Source organism: Enterobacter cloacae complex sp. P16RS2 (genome assembly GCF_014982155.1).
Classification (GTDB): domain Bacteria; phylum Pseudomonadota; class Gammaproteobacteria; order Enterobacterales; family Enterobacteriaceae; genus Enterobacter; species Enterobacter cloacae_M.
Genome location: NZ_JADCKW010000009.1, coordinates 155,373 through 172,898 on the forward strand (window position 1 = coordinate 155,373; position 17,526 = coordinate 172,898).

Below are 17,526 nucleotides of genomic sequence, written 5' to 3' on the forward strand. Positions count from 1 at the left end.
CTATGGCGCTTACAAAAGCTGAAATGTCAGAATATCTGTTTGATAAGCTTGGGCTTAGCAAACGGGATGCCAAAGAGCTGGTAGAGCTGTTTTTCGAAGAGATCCGTCGTGCTCTGGAAAATGGTGAGCAGGTAAAACTCTCCGGTTTTGGCAATTTTGATTTGCGAGACAAAAACCAACGTCCGGGCCGCAACCCGAAGACGGGGGAAGATATTCCCATTACAGCCCGCCGCGTGGTGACCTTCAGACCCGGCCAGAAGTTAAAAAGCCGTGTCGAAAACGCAACGCCCAAAGCAGAGTAATATGAACTAACTAAAAAGGCCGCCCACGCGGCCTTTTTTCTTTGCGCTCTCCGGCAAACCCGCCGTAAAATCAATTACATCTCACGCTACTAAAACCGTACACATGCTTGATTATGCCCATCGCCAGCACCGTTCCGATAAGCGTCGCCTGTTTTTGCTGGTGCTGTTGCTCATTGTCGCCGCAGGCGTGAGCCTCTGCGCGGGCGACAGATGGATCGGGCCTGAAAGCTGGTGGGGGCCGGACGGGCAGCTCTTCGTCTGGCAAATTCGCCTGCCGCGCACCGTCGCGGTGGTTCTGGTCGGCGCCGCGCTGGCGCTGTGCGGCACCATAATGCAGGCGTTGTTTGATAACCCTCTGGCGGAGCCCGGGCTGCTCGGCGTGTCAAACGGCGCAGGCGTAGGCCTGATTGCGGCGGTAATGCTCGGCGGAGGAGAACTCTCCGGATGGAGTATTAGCCTGAGCGCTATCCTCGGCGCGCTGCTAATCACCGCGATCCTTCTTCGTTTCGCCAGACGGCACTTATCGACCAGCCGTCTGCTGCTTGCCGGCGTGGCGCTGGGGATAATCTGCAGCGCGCTGATGACCTGGGCGGTCTACTTCTCAACATCCTTTGACTTGCGTCAGCTGATGTACTGGATGATGGGCGGCTTTGGAGGCGTTGACTGGCACCAGGGCTGGCTGATGGCGCTGCTGGTACCGGTTATCGTGTGGGCTGCCCTGCAGGCGCAGCCGCTGAATATGCTCGCGCTGGGTGAAACCTCTGCCCGTCAGCTCGGCATGCCGATTGGGTTCTGGCGTAATGTGCTGGTAATAGTCATTGGCTGGCTGGTCGGCGTCAGCGTGGCTCTGGCGGGCGCGATCGGCTTCATCGGGCTGGTTATTCCGCACATGCTGCGCCTGTGTGGCCTCACGGACCATCGGACCCTGCTTCCGGCCGCGGCGGTTGCCGGGGCCGTCACGCTGCTGGTGGCCGATATCATCGCCCGACTTGCCCTGACGGCCGCAGAGCTGCCGATTGGCGTGGTGACCGCTACGCTGGGCGCGCCGGTATTTATCTGGCTACTATTAAAAGCTGGACGTTAAATCAACAAGCCGTAAGACAACCTGAGGGAATGCTATGCAGTCAGACATCCTGAATACTGAAGTGACCACCATTGATGGCGATAACACCACGCTGGAAGGCTACAAAGGCAACGTGCTGCTTATCGTCAACGTGGCATCGAAATGTGGCCTGACGCCGCAGTACGAGCAGCTGGAAAACATTCAGAAGGCCTGGGAGAAAGACGGTTTCACCGTGCTGGGCTTCCCGTGCAACCAGTTCCTGGGGCAGGAGCCGGGCAGCGAAGAGGAGATTAAAACCTTCTGCAGCACTACCTATGGCGTGACGTTCCCGATGTTCAGCAAAATCGATGTCAACGGCGAAGACCGCCATCCGCTGTATGCGAAGCTGATCGCTGCCGCGCCGAAGGCCGTTGCGCCGGAAGGAAGCGGTTTTTATGAACGCATGGCCAGCAAAGGCCGCGCGCCGCTTTACCCGGACGATATCCTGTGGAATTTTGAAAAATTCCTGATTGGCCGCGACGGCCAGGTCGTTCAGCGTTTTTCGCCGGATATGACCCCTGAGGATCCGATCGTTATGGAATCGATCAAGCTGGCGCTGGCGAAATAATGTCGCTGCTGATGCAGCTCACGGACGTTGCCGAGCGGGGACGTCTGGAGCCGATAACCGGTACCATCAATGCGGGAGAAATCCTGCATCTTGTCGGGCCAAACGGTGCAGGGAAGAGCACGCTGCTGGCACGGATGGCAGGCATGACCGACGGAGAAGGGCAGATAACGCTGCTGGAGCATACGCTCGCCGACTGGTCGCCGGTCTCGCTGGCGCATCGGCGCAGCTACCTCGTGCAGCAGCAGGTGCCGCCCTTTGCGATGCCGGTCTGGCACTATCTGATGCTGCATTTGCACGACAAACAACAGACGGCACTGCTGACGGACGTTGCCGCGGCCCTGGGGCTGGAAGATAAACTGTCCCGGCACGCCAGCCAGCTTTCCGGCGGAGAGTGGCAGCGGGTACGTCTGGCGGCAGTCATTCTTCAGATCCACCCTGCAGGTAATCCTCACGGGCGAATGCTGCTTCTCGATGAACCCATGAGCGGTCTGGACGTGGCGCAGCAGGCGGCACTGGATACGCTGTTAAGCACCCTGAGCCGAAAAGGTATCGCCGTGGTGATGAGTAGTCATGACCTCAATCACACCCTGCGTCATGCCCACCGGGTGTGGCTGCTGTCGCAGGGAAAGATGATAGCCAGCGGCGCGCGGGATCGGGTGCTTACGCCGCCCCATCTTGCCCGCGCGTACAACATGTCGTTCCGCAGGCTGGATATTGAGGGACATAAGATGCTGATTTCTACCGGGCAGACGTAACCGTTTCTTGCCTCTTAGCACAATTGCACGCTAAATTACGAAAAGAACAAAAAAAGCAGAGGATTCGTCTGAAAATGCGATTCTGGTTTCTCCTGATGGCCGCACTTTTTCTTGCGGGATGCAGTAGCCATCGTGCGCCGCCGCCTAACCCACGGCTTTCAGATTCGATCACCGTCATTGCCAGCCTTAACGATCAGCTGAGCAACTGGCGCGGTACGCCTTATCGCTACGGCGGCATGAGCCGCGGCGGCGTGGATTGCTCCGGCTTCGTTCTGATGACGTTCCGCGACAAGTTTGATTTACAGCTTCCGCGCGAAACGCGCAAGCAGGCCGAAATTGGCACTGAAATTGATAAAGACGATCTTCTGCCCGGGGACCTGGTTTTCTTCAAAACCGGATCGGGTGAAAGCGGTCTTCATGTGGGGATATATGATACAGACAATCAGTTCATTCACGCCTCGACAAGCCGCGGCGTGATGCGCTCTTCTCTAGATAATGTTTACTGGCGTAAAAATTTCTGGCAGGCTCGACGTATATAGTCTTTGTCAGACACTTCTCTTATGACGGCATGGTATCTAATAAATCATGCCGTTTTTTCTCAAATAAGATGCTTAAAGTTAAATTTATCTAAAATTAGCGAATCCTGCATGTGTCTGTTTTATCTAAAACTGGCTATTATTCGGCAACCAGGATAAAATTATTTTAGATTCAGGGATAAATCTGAAAATAAATACGGAACTAATGAAATTAATCTTATTAAAATCAAGACAGTGGAATTGTGTCGGCAATTGCTCCAGGATGTCCTCTCTCATCTTTAATGTGGAGCGAGTGCAATGATTATTACGCTAGATAATGCTTACCAGTCTGAACTGCTGCTTCTGCCCGCTCGTAATAGCGCAGGGGAGCTTAAAGGTTTAGAGGTTCTGGTTAACTTTACTGGCGTCGGCAGCGATGTGCGGATCCCCACTGAGCTCGTTATCCCTCGGCTTTCAGCAGCTGAAGAGTTAGTGCTGTTTAACGAAAAATTGCAATTGCTTGATACCTGTAAACTGTTTTTTATTCAGCATCAGTTAATTGCATGGATCAATATTACACCTGCAATAGTTGAATTTTTATTAAGTAATGGAAACGCTGTTTCAATTCTTGAGCGTTATCCGTTTCTTGAGTTTACTGTTAATGAGAATTATCCAGGTTTAAATAACGGCAAGGACGATCTGCAGCTGGCGAGAATGGCAATCCATTTCCCGTTGGTGCTGGCAAACTTTGGCGCAGGCGCCGCCTCGCTCAAAGCGGTCTATGATGGATTATTTAAACGGGTTATCCTCGATAAAGGATTCATTCAGCAGCGCGCACCGGAGCTCTCTTTTGAGCCTTTTATGCGCGCCATCCTCTGGCAAATCACACCGCACTGCCAGTCAGTGATCGTCTCGGGCATTGACGACCACGGCCTGTTGCAACGCGTTTTATCCTTCAATTTTGGCGCCATGCAGGGCGCACTCTGGCCAGCCGTCTCTGCGGAGCACGTTACATCGCTGGTTCAGCAGCGATAACCCTTGCTTTCGCCCGTGTTTAAGTCCGGGTAAACCCTCTACACTAAAAGCAGGAGGACTTATGACCCTGTCTTTTACTGCTCACTGGCATGACGAGTTGCCTGGCTTTTACACCGCACTCAAACCAACACCGTTACAAAATTCACGCCTTATCTGGCATAACGATTTGCTGGCAGAAGAGCTGGCCATTCCGCCTGAGCTGTTTCAGCCTTCAGAAGGCGCAGGCGTCTGGGGCGGTGAAACGCTTCTCGCCGGTATGCAGCCTCTGGCCCAGGTTTATAGCGGACATCAGTTTGGCGTCTGGGCGGGGCAGCTGGGCGACGGCAGGGGGATCCTACTCGGCGAACAACGGCTTCCCAACGGGGAGACGGTTGACTGGCACCTGAAAGGCGCGGGCCTTACTCCCTATTCGCGAATGGGCGACGGGCGCGCGGTGCTGCGTTCAACGATTCGCGAGTGCCTGGCGTCCGAAGCGATGCATGCCCTGGGGATCCCCACTACCCGAGCGCTGTCGATCGTGACCAGCGATACGCCGGTAGCGCGCGAAACGGTGGAAAAAGGGGCAATGCTGATGCGTATTGCGCAAAGCCATTTGCGCTTTGGCCATTTTGAGCACTTTTACTATCGCCGCGAGCCGGAAAAGGTGCGCCAGCTGGCAGACTTTGCCATTCGTCACCACTGGGCGCATTTGCAGGACGAAGCGGACAAATACGTTCTCTGGTTCAGGGATGTGGTTGCCCGTACCGCAAGCCTGATTGCCCGCTGGCAAACGGTGGGCTTTGCCCATGGCGTCATGAATACGGACAACATGTCGATCCTCGGGCTGACCTTTGATTACGGTCCGTTTGGTTTCCTGGACGATTATCAGCCTGGCTATATCTGCAACCACTCCGACTATCAGGGACGTTACAGCTTTGATAATCAGCCAGCGGTTGGCCTCTGGAACCTTCAGCGGCTTGCGCAAACCCTGTCGCCGTTCATCGACGTAGATGCCCTCAATGATGCGCTCGACAGCTATCAGGATATATTGCTGCGAGAATACGGCTCGCTGATGCGCAACAAGCTGGGGCTGATGACGCAGGAGAGGGGCGATAACGACATCCTCAATAGCCTGTTTGCCCTCATGGCGCGCGAGGGCAGCGATTACACGCGCACCTTCCGGATGCTAGGACAGACGGAGCAGCACAGCGCCGCCTCGCCGCTGCGCGATGAGTTTATTGACAGACAGGCGTTTGACGACTGGTTTGCATCGTACCGCGCGCGGCTGCGGCAGGAACATGTGGATGACGCGACTCGCCAGACGCAGATGAACGCGACGAACCCCGCAATGGTGTTGCGCAACTGGCTGGCGCAGCGGGCGATTGAACAGGCAGAGCAGGGTGAATACGACGAGCTACACCGCCTGCATGTGGCGCTGCGCACGCCGTTTGCCGACCGGGATGATGACTACGTCAGCCGCCCGCCTGACTGGGGCAAGCGGCTGGAGGTCAGCTGCTCAAGTTAGAGATTTTGCCGGGTGGCCGCGTCGCTTTACCCGGCAAAAATTACTGCGCAACCCAGCCGCCATCCATATTCCACGCGGCGCCACGAACGTTCACGGCGCCATCGCTGCACAAAAACAGCGCCAGTTCACCCAGATGCTCCGGAGTGACAAACTCGCCCGAAGGCTGTTTCTCTGCCAGAAGCCGATCGCGAGCCTGCTCCGGCGGCACGCCCTCAGCGATACGTTTGTCGATTTGCTGTTGCACCAGCGGCGTCAGTACCCAGCCGGGGCAGATGGTGTTGGCGGTAATACCGGTGCGCGCGGTTTCCAGCGCCAGCGATTTCGTAAAGCCCACTACGCCATGCTTGGCGGCCACGTAGGCTGACTTCTCTTTTGACGCGACCAGCCCGTGAACGGAGGCGATATTAATGATGCGCCCCCAGTTTTTCTCGCGCATGGCGGGCAGCGCCAGCCGGCTGGTGTGAAACACCGACGAGAGATTAATGGCGATAATGTCGTTCCATTTCTCCACCGGAAACGCATCAACCGGCGCCACGTGCTGTATCCCGGCGTTGTTGACAAGAATGTCCACGCCGCCAAACTGCGATTCGGCGTAGCGCATCATGGCTTCAATTTGCAGCACGTCACGCAGGTCCGCATCGTGATAGCCCGGCTTTTTGCCCAGCTGCGCAATCTCTTCTCTTGCTGATTCGCTGTCGCCGAAACCGTTGAGGATCAGCTGCGCCCCGGCCTTCGCCAGCACGCGGGCGATCCCAAGTCCAATGCCGCTGGTCGAGCCCGTCACCAGCGCGTTCTTACCGTTCAGATTCATCTTTCTCTCCTTACACAATGCCGGTCAGATAGAACACGGCAATGACAAAAAGCACTGCCAGACTTTTAATGAGGGTGATAGCGAAAATGCCGCCGTAGGCCTGACGATGGCTCAGGCCGGTAATCGCCAGCAGGGTAATCACCGCGCCGTTATGGGGCAGCGTATCCATCCCGCCGCTCGCCATCGAGGCCACGCGGTGCAGCACCTCAAGAGGGATATTGGCGGCGTGGGCGGCGGCGACAAACGAGTCGGACATGGCGGCGAGGGCAATACTCATCCCGCCGGACGCCGAGCCGGTGATCCCCGCAAGCACCGTCACGCTGATGGCTTCATTCAGCAGCGGATTCGGGATAGCCGCCAGCGCTTTGGATAACACCAGGAACCCGGGCAGGGCGGCGATAACTGCGCCGAAACCGTATTCCGAGGCGGTATTCATCGCCGCCAGAATGGCACCGCTCACCGCGGTCCGGCTGCCTTCAGCCAGACGCCCCCGGATATTGCGAAAGCCAAAAATCAGCACCAGCACGATGCCGGAGATCAGCGCCGCCTCGACGGCCCAGATGGCGGTGATCTTGCCCACCTCGGTCACAATGGGTTTCGCCAGGCCTGGCAGAGTCAGCTCGTGGGTCGTGCCGTACCAGCCGGGGATCCAGCGGGTAAACATCAGGTTCAGTATGCCCACCACAAGCAGCGGGGAGATAGCAATCAGCGGGTGCGGAAGGTTAATGTTATCCGGCGTCTCGGGTTCATTTTTCAGATCCGTGCCGTAGCCCTCGTTGTTATTGAACGCCTTACGACGCTGGCGCTCCAGCCAGAGCAGGCCAAAGATGATAATAAAGAGAGAGCCGATAAGCCCCAGCCACGGCGCTGCCCAGGCGTTCGTGCCAAAGAAGCTGGTGGGGATGATATTCTGGATCTGCGGCGTGCCGGGCAGGGCGTCCATGGTAAACGAAAACGCCCCCAGCGCCACGGTGGCCGGGATCAGCCGCTTAGGGATGCTGCTCTGGCGGAACAGCTCCGCGGCAAAAGGGTAAACCGCAAACGCCACCACGAACAGCGACACGCCGCCGTAGGTTAACAGCGCGCACACCAGGACGATCACCGGAATAGCGTGGCGACGACCGAGGATCTGAATCGCGGCGGCGACGATGGAGCGTGAGAAACCGGAAAGCTCAATCAGCTTGCCGAAAACGGCCCCCAGCAGGAACACCGGGAAGTAGAGCTTAACAAAGCCGACCATCTTTTCCATAAACAGACCGGTAAACGTCGGGCCGACGGCACCCGGATCGGTCAGCAGCACGGCGCCGAGCGCCGCAATCGGCGCAAACAAAATAACGCTGTATCCGCGATAGGCCGCCAGCATCAGCAGCGCCAGCGCCGCCAGGGCAATTAACACACTCATTACGACTCCTCACTTTAATTATTATTCGGGTATCAACGAGATGCTTAACGCTCGACGGTCAGAGCAATGCCTTGCCCGCCGCCCACGCACAGGGTGACGAGCCCTTTTTTGACGTCACGGCGCTGCATTTCGTACAGCAGCGTCACGAGGATGCGGCAGCCGGAGGCGCCAATCGGATGACCCAGGGCGATGGCGCCGCCGTTAACGTTCACCCTACGCTCATCCCAGCCGAGCTGCTTGCCCACCGCCAGCGCCTGGGCGGCAAAGGCTTCATTGGCTTCAATGAGGTCCACGTCATCGAGCGTCCAGCCCGCCCGCGCCAGCGCCGTCCGGCAGGCGCTGACCGGTCCGATGCCCATCACCGACGGGTCAACGCCCGTCACGGCGTAGCTCACGATGCGACCGAGGATCGGCAAACCGCTCTCCCGCGCCTTTTCGCCGCTCATCAGCAGCACCGCGGCGGCACCGTCGTTGAGCGTTGACGCATTTCCGGCCGTGACCGTGCCTTCCGCCTGCAGAAAGGCGGGGCGCAGCTGCGCCAGCTGCTCAGCGGTGGTGCCAGGCCGGGGCTGTTCGTCACGGCTGACGATAAGCGGCGGTTTTTTGCCCTGTTTTACCGTCACCGGCGCTATCTCGGCGTCAAACCGACCCGCTTCGATGGCAAAGGCCGCTTTGTGCTGCGACCGGGCGGCGAAGGCGTCCTGCTGCTCGCGGGAAATGGCATTCTCCCGTGCGACGTTTTCAGCGGTGATCCCCATGTGGTAATCGTGGAACGCGTCCCACAGGCCGTCGGTAATCATGCTGTCCTGAAGGCCCGTATGGCCAAAACGCAGCCCTGAACGCGCGCCGTCCAGCAGATAGGGGGCGTTGCTCATGCTCTCCTGACCGCCAGCGATAGCCACGTCCGCGTCGCCGCAGCGGATCGCCTGCGCGGCGAGCTGCACCGCTTTTAGGCCCGCGCCGCACACCAGATTGACCGTTGTCGCCGGCGTGCTGACGGGTAATCCGGCGTTGATGGCCGTCTGACGCGCCGGGTTTTGCCCGCATCCCGCCGTCAGCACCTGTCCGAAAATCACCTCATCGACCGCTTCAGCAGGAAGACCGCTTTTTTCAAGCAGACGACGTACCGCGACGGCACCCAGATCAGCCGCAGAGAGGGGGGCGAGCGATCCGCGAAAACTGCCAATGGGGGTTCGCGTTGCCCCGACAATCATGACCTCTTTCATCGTGAGTCCTCAGTTGAAGCGCATCTCGCGAACGTCGTCCGCCACAATCATTTTCCCGGCCGTCTTAGCCGCAATTTCGTCGATGCTGACGCCGGGGGCGTATTCCCGCAGGATGAACGCGCCGTCCTCGATCTCCAGTAGTGCGAGGTCGGTTAAGACCCGACGGATACAGCCCGCGCCCGTGAGCGGCAGCGTGCAGCGCGGCAGCAGCTTTGATTCACCGCTTTTAGACGCGTGGGTCATCACCACAATGATGTTCCGCGCCCCGGCGACGAGATCCATCGCGCCGCCCATGCCCTTCACCATCTTTCCGGGGATCATCCACGAGGCGATATTGCCCTCGACGTCCACTTCAAACGCGCCCAGCACGGTCAGATCCACATGACCGCCGCGGATCATGGCAAACGACTGGGCCGAGTCGAAAATGGCCGCGCCGGTGCGCGCGGTTACGGTCTGTTTACCGGCGTTGATCATGTCGGCGTCAAGGCTCCGCTCGTCAGGAAAAGCCCCCATCCCCAGCAGCCCGTTTTCGGACTGAAGCATCACGTCCATCCCGTCCGGAATGTAGTTCGCCACCAGAGTAGGGATGCCGATCCCCAGGTTGACGTAATACCCGTCGCGCAGCTCGCGGGCGACGCGCATGGCCATCTGTTCACGGGTTAACATCGTCAGACTCCTTCCGCGCGCAGGGTGCGCTGTTCAATGCGTTTTTCAAACTGGCCGACAATCAGCCTGTCGACGTAAATTCCCGGGGTATGAATGGCCGACGGGGGCAGCTCACCCGGGGGAACTATCTCTTCCACCTCGACGACCGTTATCCGGCCCGCCGTTGCCATCAGCGGATTGAAATTTTGCGCGGTATGGCGATAGACAACGTTGCCGTACCAGTCCGCTTTCCAACCCTTAATGAGCGCGAAATCACCGGTAATCGCCTCCTCGAGGATGTAGTGCTTTCCCGCAAACTGGCGCACGTCTTTGCCGACAGCCACGGGCGTGCCGTAGCCGGTGGCCGTGTAAAATGCCGGAATGCCCGCGCCGCCCGCGCGCACCTTTTCCGCCAGCGTGCCCTGCGGCGTGAGTTCAATCTCCAGTTCGCCGCTCAGCACCTGCCGCTCGAACAGGGCGTTCTCGCCGACGTAAGAGGCCACCACTTTGCGAACCTGCCGCGTTTCGAGCAGTATCCCGAGACCGAAACCGTCCACGCCGCAGTTGTTTGATACCACCGTCAGATCTTTCACCCGACGGCGTCTGACCTCTGCAATCAGGTTCTCCGGAATCCCGCACAGGCCGAAGCCGCCCGCCAGCAAGGTCATTCCGTCCGTCAGCCCGTCCAGCGCCTGCGCATAGCTGCCGACACGCTTATCCAGTCCTGCCATAGTCATCCCTCCCGTTAACCGTGCCGGTATCATTAGGGGCGGCGACTCATTTGTTAATTTTGAATTTGTGACCCACTCATTTGGTTTTCTTATTAATTTCCTGTTAACTAATTCTTTTCAATTGGTTAACAGGATGAAAAATGAGAATGAGTGTCAAACAGTTACGCGCGTTTTTAGCGGTAGCTCACACTCTCAATTTCGCGCACGCCAGCGAACGCTTAAATCTTTCCCAGCCGGCCCTGAGCCTGACGATTAAAGCGCTGGAGGATGCGCTCGGCGGGCCGCTGCTGCAGCGGAGCACGCGCAAGGTCGCGCTGACGCAGGAGGGAGAGACGTTTTTGCCGATGGCGCGCCAGCTGCTTGCCGACTGGGATAACGTCGAAGAGGCGATGCACCAGTGCTTTACCCTGCAGCGCGGTAAAATCTCGGTCGCGGCCATGCCGTCGTTTGCCGCGAATGTCCTGCCCGAGGTGCTAAAAGCGTTTCGCGATCGTCATGCCGGGATCAACGTCACCGTGCATGATGTCATTAACGAGCAGGTGATAGAGATGGTGCGGGAAGGGCGGGTCGAGATGGGCATCGCCTTTGAGCCCGCGCCAACGCACAACCTGCTGTTTACTCCGCTGGGCCTCGACAGGTTTGTTGCCATTGTGCCGAAAGATTCCTCGCTGGCAGGCAAGAAGCGCCTGTCATGGGAAGATCTGCTGACGCTGGATTTCATCACCCTGCAGCGCCCGTCGGCGGTACGTCTGATGATGGAGGAGGAGTTAGCGCGAAGCGGCAGAAAGCTGGACGTGGCGCTGGAGAGTCATCAGCTGGTGACGGTCGGGCGAATGGTCGCGAGCGGGCTGGGCGGCAGTGCCGTCCCGGCGCTCTGCGAGGCGCAGATGACGGCGCTGGGCGCGGTCTGTATCCCGCTGGATAACCCGCCTATTGAAAAGTGCATCGGGGCGATCCATCCAGGGCATACGCAGCTCTCTAAGGCGGCGCATGCCCTGCTGGAAACGCTGAAGGATTTTTACCAGCCCAATCAGGGGGCAAGAAACACCTGCGGCGCGGCGTGAGCCGGATGCCTGCCGACGATAACCTGCGCGCCGTACCAGCGTGCCAGCGCGTCGGCCTGCAAAACGGCTTCCGGTGCTCCCTGGGACACGATTCTGCCGCCATGCAGCAGCAGGATGCGGTCCGCCCATAGCGCCGCCAGATTAAGGTCGTGCAGCACCGCGCACACGTGCAGATGACCCCGACGGGTCAGGGATTTCAGCAGGCGCAGCAGATGTTGCTGGTGGTAGAGATCCAGCGCAGACGTCGGTTCATCAAGGAACAGCCAGCCGCGCGGCGCGCCTTCGCACCAGAGCTGAGCCAGCGCGCGGGCGAGCTGAACGCGCTGCTGCTCGCCGCCGGAGAGCGCGGCAAACTGCCTGCCCGCCAGCGGTAAACAGCCGGTGACGTCCATGACCTCCTCAATAACCGACGCTTCGGGCGTGCGGGTCCAGGGCGCTCGCCCCATACCGACGACCGCCTCAACCGGCCAGTCAAATCCGAGCTGCGTGTTCTGGCGCATTACCGCCCGGTAGCGGGAGAGCCTGTGCGGCTGCCAGACCGCAAGCGGTGTGCTCGCCAGGCTGCACCGTCCGCCCGTAGGTTTAAGGTAGCCGGTCAGCAGCCGCAACAGCGTTGATTTCCCGGCGCCGTTGGGGCCAATCAGCGCCACCAGCTCGCCCTGAGATAAGGTCAGCGACACGTCGTTAATCAGCGTGCGTTGCCCGGCGCGAAAAACAAGGTTTTCAGCACAATAGCGTTCAGCCATGCGCACCTCCGCGACGAAAGATAAGCCACAGAAACCACGGCGCGCCGAGAAGGCTGGTCAGTAAGCCGACCGGCATTTCCGCCGGGGCGACCAGGCTGCGCGCCAGCGTATCGGCAACCAGCAGGAGCAACGCGCCGGCCAGCACCGAGCCGGGGAGCACGGCCCGGTGGTCGGCTCCCAGCCACATGCGCACCAGGTGCGGCACCACCAGGCCGACAAAGCCGATCACGCCGCTGACCGCAACGGCGGCGGCCACCAGCAGGGCGCTGCACAACAGCAGGATCCGCTGCACGGCGGCAACCTCCACGCCGAGGTAATGTGCCTCTTCGTCGCCCAGCTGGAGAAGGTTGAGGGCGCCTGCCAGACGCCAGATCGCGAGCGCGGTGGGAACCATCAGCGACGCGACGGCCAGCAGCGTTGACCACTGCGCCTGGCCGAGGCTGCCCATTCCCCAGAGCGAAAGCTGGCGAAGCTGGGCATCATTGCTGAGCCATGACAGCACCCCGACGGCCGCGCCGCACAGGGCGTTGATGGCAATTCCCACCAGCAGCAGGCGCGACAGGGAAGCGTCACGCTGTCGGCTGAGCAGGAAAATCACGAAGGTGGCGGCCAGCGCGCCGAGAAACGCCGCCAGCATCGGGGCATACAGCATCACCAGTGCAGGCAGCGAGAGCGGAAGAACCACCCACAGCGCAACGGCGAGCGCCGCGCCGCTGCTGATGCCGAGTAGTCCCGGATCCGCCAGCGGATTTCGAAACAGCCCCTGCATCACGCAGCCCGCCAGCGCCAGTGAACCGCCGATAGCCAGCGCCAGCAGCACGCGAGGCAGGCGGATCGTCAGCCAGATTTGACGCAGCGCCTCGTCGGTGCCGTTCCACAGCAGGCTGATCGGCAGGCGTAATGCCCCAACCCCGGTCGCTGCGAGCGTCATGATGGTCAGGATCGCGGTCAGCATCCATAACGATAAGGCGATCCGCCGGGACATCAGGGCAGCAGCTCCGCTTTGGCACGCAGCTGCTGGATGGCTTCCGGCGTTCGCACGCTGAAGCCCAGCAGCGCCATATCGTCAATCGCCAGCACCTGCTTGTTCCGTCCCGCCGGGGTTTGCGCCAGGCCGGGCAGCGTCCACAGATTTGCTTCACCGCCCAGGGCGTTGAGACCGTCCTGAGAAATCACCACCAGATCGGGTCGGCTGGCGATCGTGCCTTCCTGAGACAGCGGCTGATAGCGGGTAAACCCCTGCATCGCGTTCTGCAGCCCCGCCGCACGAATGGCAGCATCCGCGCCGGTCTGTTGTCCGGCGGCCATGGCGGTCATCCCGCCGTGGTTGAGAATAAACAGCACCCGCTTATTGAGCGGCGACGCGGGAAGCGCCGACAGCGCCTGGCGCAGGGTGCTGCGCAGGACCTCCCCCTCGGCCTCGCGGTGCGTCGCTTCAGCGACGATCCGCACCTTTTCGTCAATGACGTTCAGGTCGTTACCGGCAGGAACAGCGATCACCCTGACGTGGCTTTGCTCAACCTGCTTTAGCGCCAGAGACGGCTGCGCCTGAGCGCTGGCCAGCACCAGCGTGGGGCGCATGGACAAGATCCCTTCCGCATTGAGCTGGCGCAGATAGCCCACGTCAGGCAGTGAATTCGCCGCCTGCGGCCACTGGCTGGTGCTGTCGCGGGCCACCAGCGAGGACGCCGCGCCGAGAGCGTAGACAATCTCGGTGACGTCGCCGCCGAGGGTAACAATTTTCTCCTGCGGCGCAGCAAGCGCCAGCAGGGGCAGGGCGCTGAGCAGGGCAAGCCACCGTTTCATGCGGCCAGCCCTTTCGCCGTTAAGGCGTCAATCTGGCTGCGCCACTGGCTCTGCTCCGGTTCGCCTTCCGTACGCTGGCCGTACAGCTGGGCGATTTGCGTTCCATCGGCGGCAAACAGCTCCAGGCTGGTGACATGCCCGTCAGCCGTCGGCTTGCGCGTGATCCACGTTTCCGCAATGGATCCTTCAAGCAGATGCAGGGTAAAGGTTGGGTTAAAGACGTTCAGCCAGCCTTTCATCGGCACCAGCTTTTCCACCGCGCCGGTGAAGATCTGCACGCAGCCGCGGTTGCCGACGAAGACCATGATTTCGTTACCGTCCCGACGCGCCGTCTCCAGGAGCTGCGCCAGCGCGGTGTTTTCTACCCGGCAGGCCAGATCGTCACCCACCAGGCGAAACGCCTGCTGGCGGCTGAGGTTATGGCGCTTGAGCAGGCTGAAGAACTGATGAACGTCGGTCATGGCGCGCCACTCGCTATCCACGAGAGCAGCATTTGCGTTTTCTGCATGAGCCGGGGCATCGGCCATCTTCAACGCCAGCGGAGGATTCTCGGCAAAGATAAAGCGGGTCAGCACGTCGCCCCAGGCGGAAACGTCGGTGTTATCCGTGGCATAGACCTTCAGCAGGGCATCGCCCTGGTGGTCGAAGAACTGAATGCTCTGCCGCTCGCCGCGGGCGGTGGCTTCACTGATGTGAAACGCGCTCGCCCACTGGTTGAGGAACAGGCGCAGATCCAGCGCGCGCGGGTTCAGCACCAGCTCGGCGTGGCCGTTCAGGTGCTGGTTGGTAAATCTCCCGACCTGCTCGTGTACGGCGTATTCGTTGCGGCAGATACATTTGGTTTCGCCCACCGCCTCCAGCGCGCCCAGGATCTCGCGGATTTCACCGCGCAGTCGCCAGGCGTCGTGACCTACGCGGGCAAAGGTCAGCTCTGCTTCACTGATGTTCATTAACCCCGCGACGTCGCGCGCGTACTTACCCGGATTGGCTTCTTTTAGCTCAAGCCAGCGCGTGTAGTGATTCATTGTCTCTTCCTTCTGAATAGTTGCCCCGAAGGGAATTACCACTGATAGCTTACGAAAATCTTGCCGTTACGACCGTCCTGCGGAATGCCCTGAGGTGACCAGTACGCTTTGTCAAAGGCGTTGCCCAGCACCAGCGTGGTGGTCACGCCTTTGAGCCGCTCCTGGCCTTTGTAGCTCACGTAGAAATCGTTGACCGCATAGCCCGGCTGCTTGCTGTAGCTACTGCTGATATGCGTTGAGCGATCGACAAAAGTACCGATCCAGCCGACGGAGAACCCGCTTTGCGCCACCGGGATATCCAGCTTGCTGGTGACGGTGTCCGGGTTAATGCTGGAGATGTACTCGCCCGTATCGGTGTCTTTCCCGCGCGTGCGGTTGTAGGCCAGATCGAGGCTGAAGAGATCGGCCGAATATTTTGCCATCATATCCCAACCCCAGATTTTGGCATTCGGGACGTTGTACGACATGGTGGTCGCGGCGGCAAAATCGACGGTGGTGGAGATATAGTCTTTGGCTTTGGTGTCGAAATAGCTGGCTTTAAACTCCAGCGCATCGTTGGCAAGCATCAGATCGTCAAAGCGCAGGCCAAAACCAAACTCCTGCGTTTCGTTGGTTTCCGGGCGCAGGTTCGGGTTTGGCACCCAGTAGTTGGTATAGAAGCGGCCAATGGAGAAGTGTTTGGCGTCGTTATACATCTCACCCATGGTCGGCGCGCGGAAGGCCTGCGCGTAAGAGCCAAACAGCATCAGCCAGTCGGTTGGGCTGACGGTTAATCCGGCGCGGGAGGACCACTTATCGGCATCCACATCGTTGTAGCCGTCGCTGCTGCCGCGGTAGTTGTCATAGCGCGTGCCGCCCAGCAGGGTAACAGGCAGATCGCGCAGGGTGATCTCATCCTGCAGCCAGCCGGAGCTGAAGTCGATTTTCGCGTCCGGGAAGCCGGTGGTTGCCCCGCCCGGATGCTGCTCCTGACGATAGTACTCCCCGCCGTAGGTCAGAAGGTGTGCTGCAAAGGTGTCGCTGAACAGACGGGTGCGGTTTTCCACCTTGCCGCCTTTGGTCGTCTGCTTGCGAAACTCACCGCTGCCGTCGACGTTCTGGGCATTAATGCGCGCTTCGGACCAGTAGACCTTCGCGTCGGCGTCCAGCCAGTCGTACCCTTCCGGTGCAATGTGATAGCCAACCTGCGCATCGCGCTGGATGGTGGAGCGGTCGGTCATCGGGTTACTGCTGTCCGCCCCGGTGGTTTGCGGATTTTTTGGCTCCTGGGCGGCGTTGTTGTAGTAGCGCAGGGAGCCGCTCAGGGTCTGGGCCGGGTCGATTTTCCAGCTGCCTTTTGCCAGCATGTTGTTGATGGATTCGTCGTTAGGCGCGGTAGCACCGTCGCTCTGGCGGATGTCACCGCGATCACGGCTGGACCAGGAGACCAGACCGCCCAGCGTGTCGGTGCGGCCATAGGCGCTGGCCCCCATGCCAAGACTGCGATCGCCTGTCGCCCCCGTACCAAACACGCGATAGCCGCTGTTTTTACCCGGCTCCAGCAGATCTGTTGCATCGACGGTGTCATAGGAAATCACGCCGCCCAGCGCGCCGCTGCCATACAGCAGGGCCGACGGACCGCGGACCACCTCGATACGTCTGATTAGCGCGGGATCGAGGAAGGTGCTGTTCAGGTGGCCGGTATCAGTCCCCTGGCGCACGCCGTCAACCAGCACCAGCACGCCGCGGCGGTCATAGCCGCGCAGGTTCACGTCCTGCCCGTTGGTGCGCCCGGTACCGTCCAGCGTCAGACCGGGGACGTTACGCAGCAGATCGGCCGCCGAGCTGGCGGTCTGTTTCTCCGGCGCGCTGGCGTCAATTACGCTTACCATCATGGGCGCTTCAAAGGCGCTGCGGGCGTTGCCCGTGGCGGTGACGGTAATGTCGTCTGTGGCGGCGAACGCGATGCCCGGCAGGGCGCTAACAATCGCCAGCGCCAGAAGTGACGGACGTAAAGATGCGGAAGGCAGGTGTGGCATAGCAACTCTCCATAAGAAGTGAAAAGCGCTGGCTGCCTGGGTATCACCTGGGTGGCTGGCGTATTTTTAGGTGTTGTTTATTTTGTGAGGATCAGTTTTCCGGCATGGGTCTGGCGCAGAAGATAGCGCTGTCCGTCATGCTCGATAATGACCCGTCCCTCATCGCCGAGGAGGGTTTTGCTGTCAATGCGACGCTCGGTAGGGGCTGGTGCTGTGTCTGTTTTTGCTGGCGTTGCCGCGCTGTTATCCGTACGTGACATAATGTTTATAA

The 17,526-nt window shown here is 59.8% G+C and carries 19 protein-coding genes; 8 read left to right on the top strand and 11 right to left on the bottom strand.

Features of this window, described 5'->3' with window-relative positions; all coding sequences use genetic code 11:
* The first annotated feature begins 2 nt into the window (after positions 1-2).
* From ihfA to selO, 7 genes are all read left to right on the top strand, one after another.
* Positions 3-302 (top strand): integration host factor subunit alpha, encoded by a 300-nt coding sequence (gene ihfA, locus INF68_RS05765; RefSeq protein ID WP_003857805.1) that lies wholly within the window; start codon positions 3-5, stop codon positions 300-302.
* A gap of 103 nt (positions 303-405) precedes the next feature.
* Positions 406-1,386, top strand: a complete 981-nt coding sequence (btuC, locus tag INF68_RS05770; protein ID WP_126786176.1) for a vitamin B12 ABC transporter permease BtuC — start codon at positions 406-408, stop codon at positions 1,384-1,386.
* 34 nt (positions 1,387-1,420) lie between these two features.
* Entirely contained in the window at positions 1,421-1,972 is a 552-nt protein-coding gene (locus tag INF68_RS05775; RefSeq protein WP_023311298.1) for a glutathione peroxidase, read from the top strand.
* Positions 1,972-2,727 carry a vitamin B12 ABC transporter ATP-binding protein BtuD gene (btuD, locus tag INF68_RS05780; protein WP_121931307.1) on the top strand — a complete coding sequence of 252 codons (756 nt, stop codon included), beginning with the start codon at positions 1,972-1,974 and terminating at the stop codon, positions 2,725-2,727. Before INF68_RS05775 ends, btuD begins: the two co-directional genes overlap by 1 nt.
* Before the next feature lie 74 nt (positions 2,728-2,801).
* On the top strand, positions 2,802-3,266 hold the full coding sequence (locus INF68_RS05785; protein WP_008500650.1) for an NlpC/P60 family protein: 465 nt from the start codon (positions 2,802-2,804) through the stop codon (positions 3,264-3,266).
* A 294-nt stretch (positions 3,267-3,560) separates the two neighbouring features.
* Positions 3,561-4,277 carry an EAL domain-containing protein gene (locus INF68_RS05790; RefSeq protein ID WP_032657851.1) on the top strand — a complete coding sequence of 239 codons (717 nt, stop codon included), beginning with the start codon at positions 3,561-3,563 and terminating at the stop codon, positions 4,275-4,277.
* A 61-nt stretch (positions 4,278-4,338) separates the two neighbouring features.
* Positions 4,339-5,781, top strand: coding sequence for a protein adenylyltransferase SelO (selO, locus tag INF68_RS05795; protein ID WP_126786175.1), 1,443 nt, complete (start codon positions 4,339-4,341; stop codon positions 5,779-5,781).
* Between the two features lie 40 nt (positions 5,782-5,821).
* On the opposite strand, the gene INF68_RS05800 is transcribed toward selO, so the two are convergent.
* The 5 genes from INF68_RS05800 to INF68_RS05820 are packed head-to-tail and all read right to left on the bottom strand — an operon-like array spanning position 5,822 to position 10,596.
* Positions 5,822-6,592: a 3-hydroxybutyrate dehydrogenase gene (locus INF68_RS05800; protein WP_126786174.1), complete on the bottom strand. Its 771-nt coding sequence runs from the start codon at positions 6,590-6,592 to the stop codon at positions 5,822-5,824.
* 10 nt (positions 6,593-6,602) lie between these two features.
* The gene (locus INF68_RS05805) at positions 6,603-7,994 is read right to left on the bottom strand and encodes a GntP family permease (protein WP_126786173.1); all 1,392 of its coding nucleotides are present in this window, start codon (positions 7,992-7,994) and stop codon (positions 6,603-6,605) included.
* Between the two features lie 44 nt (positions 7,995-8,038).
* Entirely contained in the window at positions 8,039-9,220 is a 1,182-nt protein-coding gene (locus INF68_RS05810) for an acetyl-CoA C-acetyltransferase (RefSeq protein ID WP_126786172.1), read from the bottom strand.
* 9 nt (positions 9,221-9,229) lie between these two features.
* Positions 9,230-9,886, bottom strand: a complete 657-nt coding sequence (locus INF68_RS05815) for a CoA transferase subunit B (protein WP_045353744.1) — start codon at positions 9,884-9,886, stop codon at positions 9,230-9,232.
* 2 nt (positions 9,887-9,888) lie between these two features.
* Positions 9,889-10,596: a CoA transferase subunit A gene (locus tag INF68_RS05820; RefSeq protein ID WP_059445202.1), complete on the bottom strand. Its 708-nt coding sequence runs from the start codon at positions 10,594-10,596 to the stop codon at positions 9,889-9,891.
* Positions 10,597-10,736: 140 nt separating this feature from the next.
* Between INF68_RS05820 and INF68_RS05825 the strand changes: the two genes are divergently transcribed.
* Positions 10,737-11,660: a LysR family transcriptional regulator gene (locus INF68_RS05825; RefSeq protein ID WP_045353748.1), complete on the top strand. Its 924-nt coding sequence runs from the start codon at positions 10,737-10,739 to the stop codon at positions 11,658-11,660.
* Here the strand turns inward: INF68_RS05825 and INF68_RS05830 are convergent.
* From INF68_RS05830 to hemP, 6 genes are all read right to left on the bottom strand, one after another.
* Positions 11,627-12,406 carry a heme ABC transporter ATP-binding protein gene (locus INF68_RS05830; protein ID WP_126786170.1) on the bottom strand — a complete coding sequence of 260 codons (780 nt, stop codon included), beginning with the start codon at positions 12,404-12,406 and terminating at the stop codon, positions 11,627-11,629. The two genes, INF68_RS05825 and INF68_RS05830, sit on opposite strands and share 34 nt — an antisense overlap.
* The gene (locus INF68_RS05835) at positions 12,399-13,391 is read right to left on the bottom strand and encodes an iron ABC transporter permease (protein WP_126786169.1); all 993 of its coding nucleotides are present in this window, start codon (positions 13,389-13,391) and stop codon (positions 12,399-12,401) included. Before INF68_RS05835 ends, INF68_RS05830 begins: the two co-directional genes overlap by 8 nt.
* Positions 13,391-14,212 carry a hemin ABC transporter substrate-binding protein gene (locus INF68_RS05840; protein ID WP_126786168.1) on the bottom strand — a complete coding sequence of 274 codons (822 nt, stop codon included), beginning with the start codon at positions 14,210-14,212 and terminating at the stop codon, positions 13,391-13,393. Before INF68_RS05840 ends, INF68_RS05835 begins: the two co-directional genes overlap by 1 nt.
* Positions 14,209-15,237 (bottom strand): hematinate-forming heme oxygenase ChuS, encoded by a 1,029-nt coding sequence (gene chuS, locus INF68_RS05845; RefSeq protein WP_126786167.1) that lies wholly within the window; start codon positions 15,235-15,237, stop codon positions 14,209-14,211. The genes INF68_RS05840 and chuS overlap by 4 nt, the downstream gene beginning before the upstream one ends.
* A gap of 35 nt (positions 15,238-15,272) precedes the next feature.
* Positions 15,273-17,255, bottom strand: coding sequence for a TonB-dependent hemoglobin/transferrin/lactoferrin family receptor (locus tag INF68_RS05850; protein ID WP_126786166.1), 1,983 nt, complete (start codon positions 17,253-17,255; stop codon positions 15,273-15,275).
* Between the two features lie 77 nt (positions 17,256-17,332).
* Positions 17,333-17,515, bottom strand: a complete 183-nt coding sequence (gene hemP / locus INF68_RS05855) for a hemin uptake protein HemP (RefSeq protein WP_024909414.1) — start codon at positions 17,513-17,515, stop codon at positions 17,333-17,335.
* Between the last annotated feature and the right edge of the window lie 11 nt (positions 17,516-17,526).

What these genes read in the sequence shown, in the direction of transcription:
- btuC (WP_126786176.1), top strand. Translation starts at nt 406, where the DNA reads ATGCTTGATTATGCCCATCGCCAGCACCGTTCCGATAAGCGTCGCCTG.
- hemP (WP_024909414.1), bottom strand. Translation starts at nt 17,515, where the DNA reads ATGTCACGTACGGATAACAGCGCGGCAACGCCAGCAAAAACAGACACA.
- ihfA (WP_003857805.1), top strand. Translation starts at nt 3, where the DNA reads ATGGCGCTTACAAAAGCTGAAATGTCAGAATATCTGTTTGATAAGCTT.
- INF68_RS05790 (WP_032657851.1), top strand. Translation starts at nt 3,561, where the DNA reads ATGATTATTACGCTAGATAATGCTTACCAGTCTGAACTGCTGCTTCTG.
- INF68_RS05835 (WP_126786169.1), bottom strand. Translation starts at nt 13,391, where the DNA reads ATGTCCCGGCGGATCGCCTTATCGTTATGGATGCTGACCGCGATCCTG.
- btuD (WP_121931307.1), top strand. Translation starts at nt 1,972, where the DNA reads ATGTCGCTGCTGATGCAGCTCACGGACGTTGCCGAGCGGGGACGTCTG.
- INF68_RS05800 (WP_126786174.1), bottom strand. Translation starts at nt 6,592, where the DNA reads ATGAATCTGAACGGTAAGAACGCGCTGGTGACGGGCTCGACCAGCGGC.
- INF68_RS05820 (WP_059445202.1), bottom strand. Translation starts at nt 10,596, where the DNA reads ATGGCAGGACTGGATAAGCGTGTCGGCAGCTATGCGCAGGCGCTGGAC.
- INF68_RS05815 (WP_045353744.1), bottom strand. Translation starts at nt 9,886, where the DNA reads ATGTTAACCCGTGAACAGATGGCCATGCGCGTCGCCCGCGAGCTGCGC.
- INF68_RS05825 (WP_045353748.1), top strand. Translation starts at nt 10,737, where the DNA reads ATGAGAATGAGTGTCAAACAGTTACGCGCGTTTTTAGCGGTAGCTCAC.
- chuS (WP_126786167.1), bottom strand. Translation starts at nt 15,237, where the DNA reads ATGAATCACTACACGCGCTGGCTTGAGCTAAAAGAAGCCAATCCGGGT.
- INF68_RS05810 (WP_126786172.1), bottom strand. Translation starts at nt 9,220, where the DNA reads ATGAAAGAGGTCATGATTGTCGGGGCAACGCGAACCCCCATTGGCAGT.
- INF68_RS05840 (WP_126786168.1), bottom strand. Translation starts at nt 14,212, where the DNA reads ATGAAACGGTGGCTTGCCCTGCTCAGCGCCCTGCCCCTGCTGGCGCTT.
- INF68_RS05775 (WP_023311298.1), top strand. Translation starts at nt 1,421, where the DNA reads ATGCAGTCAGACATCCTGAATACTGAAGTGACCACCATTGATGGCGAT.
- INF68_RS05805 (WP_126786173.1), bottom strand. Translation starts at nt 7,994, where the DNA reads ATGAGTGTGTTAATTGCCCTGGCGGCGCTGGCGCTGCTGATGCTGGCG.
- INF68_RS05850 (WP_126786166.1), bottom strand. Translation starts at nt 17,255, where the DNA reads ATGCCACACCTGCCTTCCGCATCTTTACGTCCGTCACTTCTGGCGCTG.
- INF68_RS05830 (WP_126786170.1), bottom strand. Translation starts at nt 12,406, where the DNA reads ATGGCTGAACGCTATTGTGCTGAAAACCTTGTTTTTCGCGCCGGGCAA.
- selO (WP_126786175.1), top strand. Translation starts at nt 4,339, where the DNA reads ATGACCCTGTCTTTTACTGCTCACTGGCATGACGAGTTGCCTGGCTTT.
- INF68_RS05785 (WP_008500650.1), top strand. Translation starts at nt 2,802, where the DNA reads ATGCGATTCTGGTTTCTCCTGATGGCCGCACTTTTTCTTGCGGGATGC.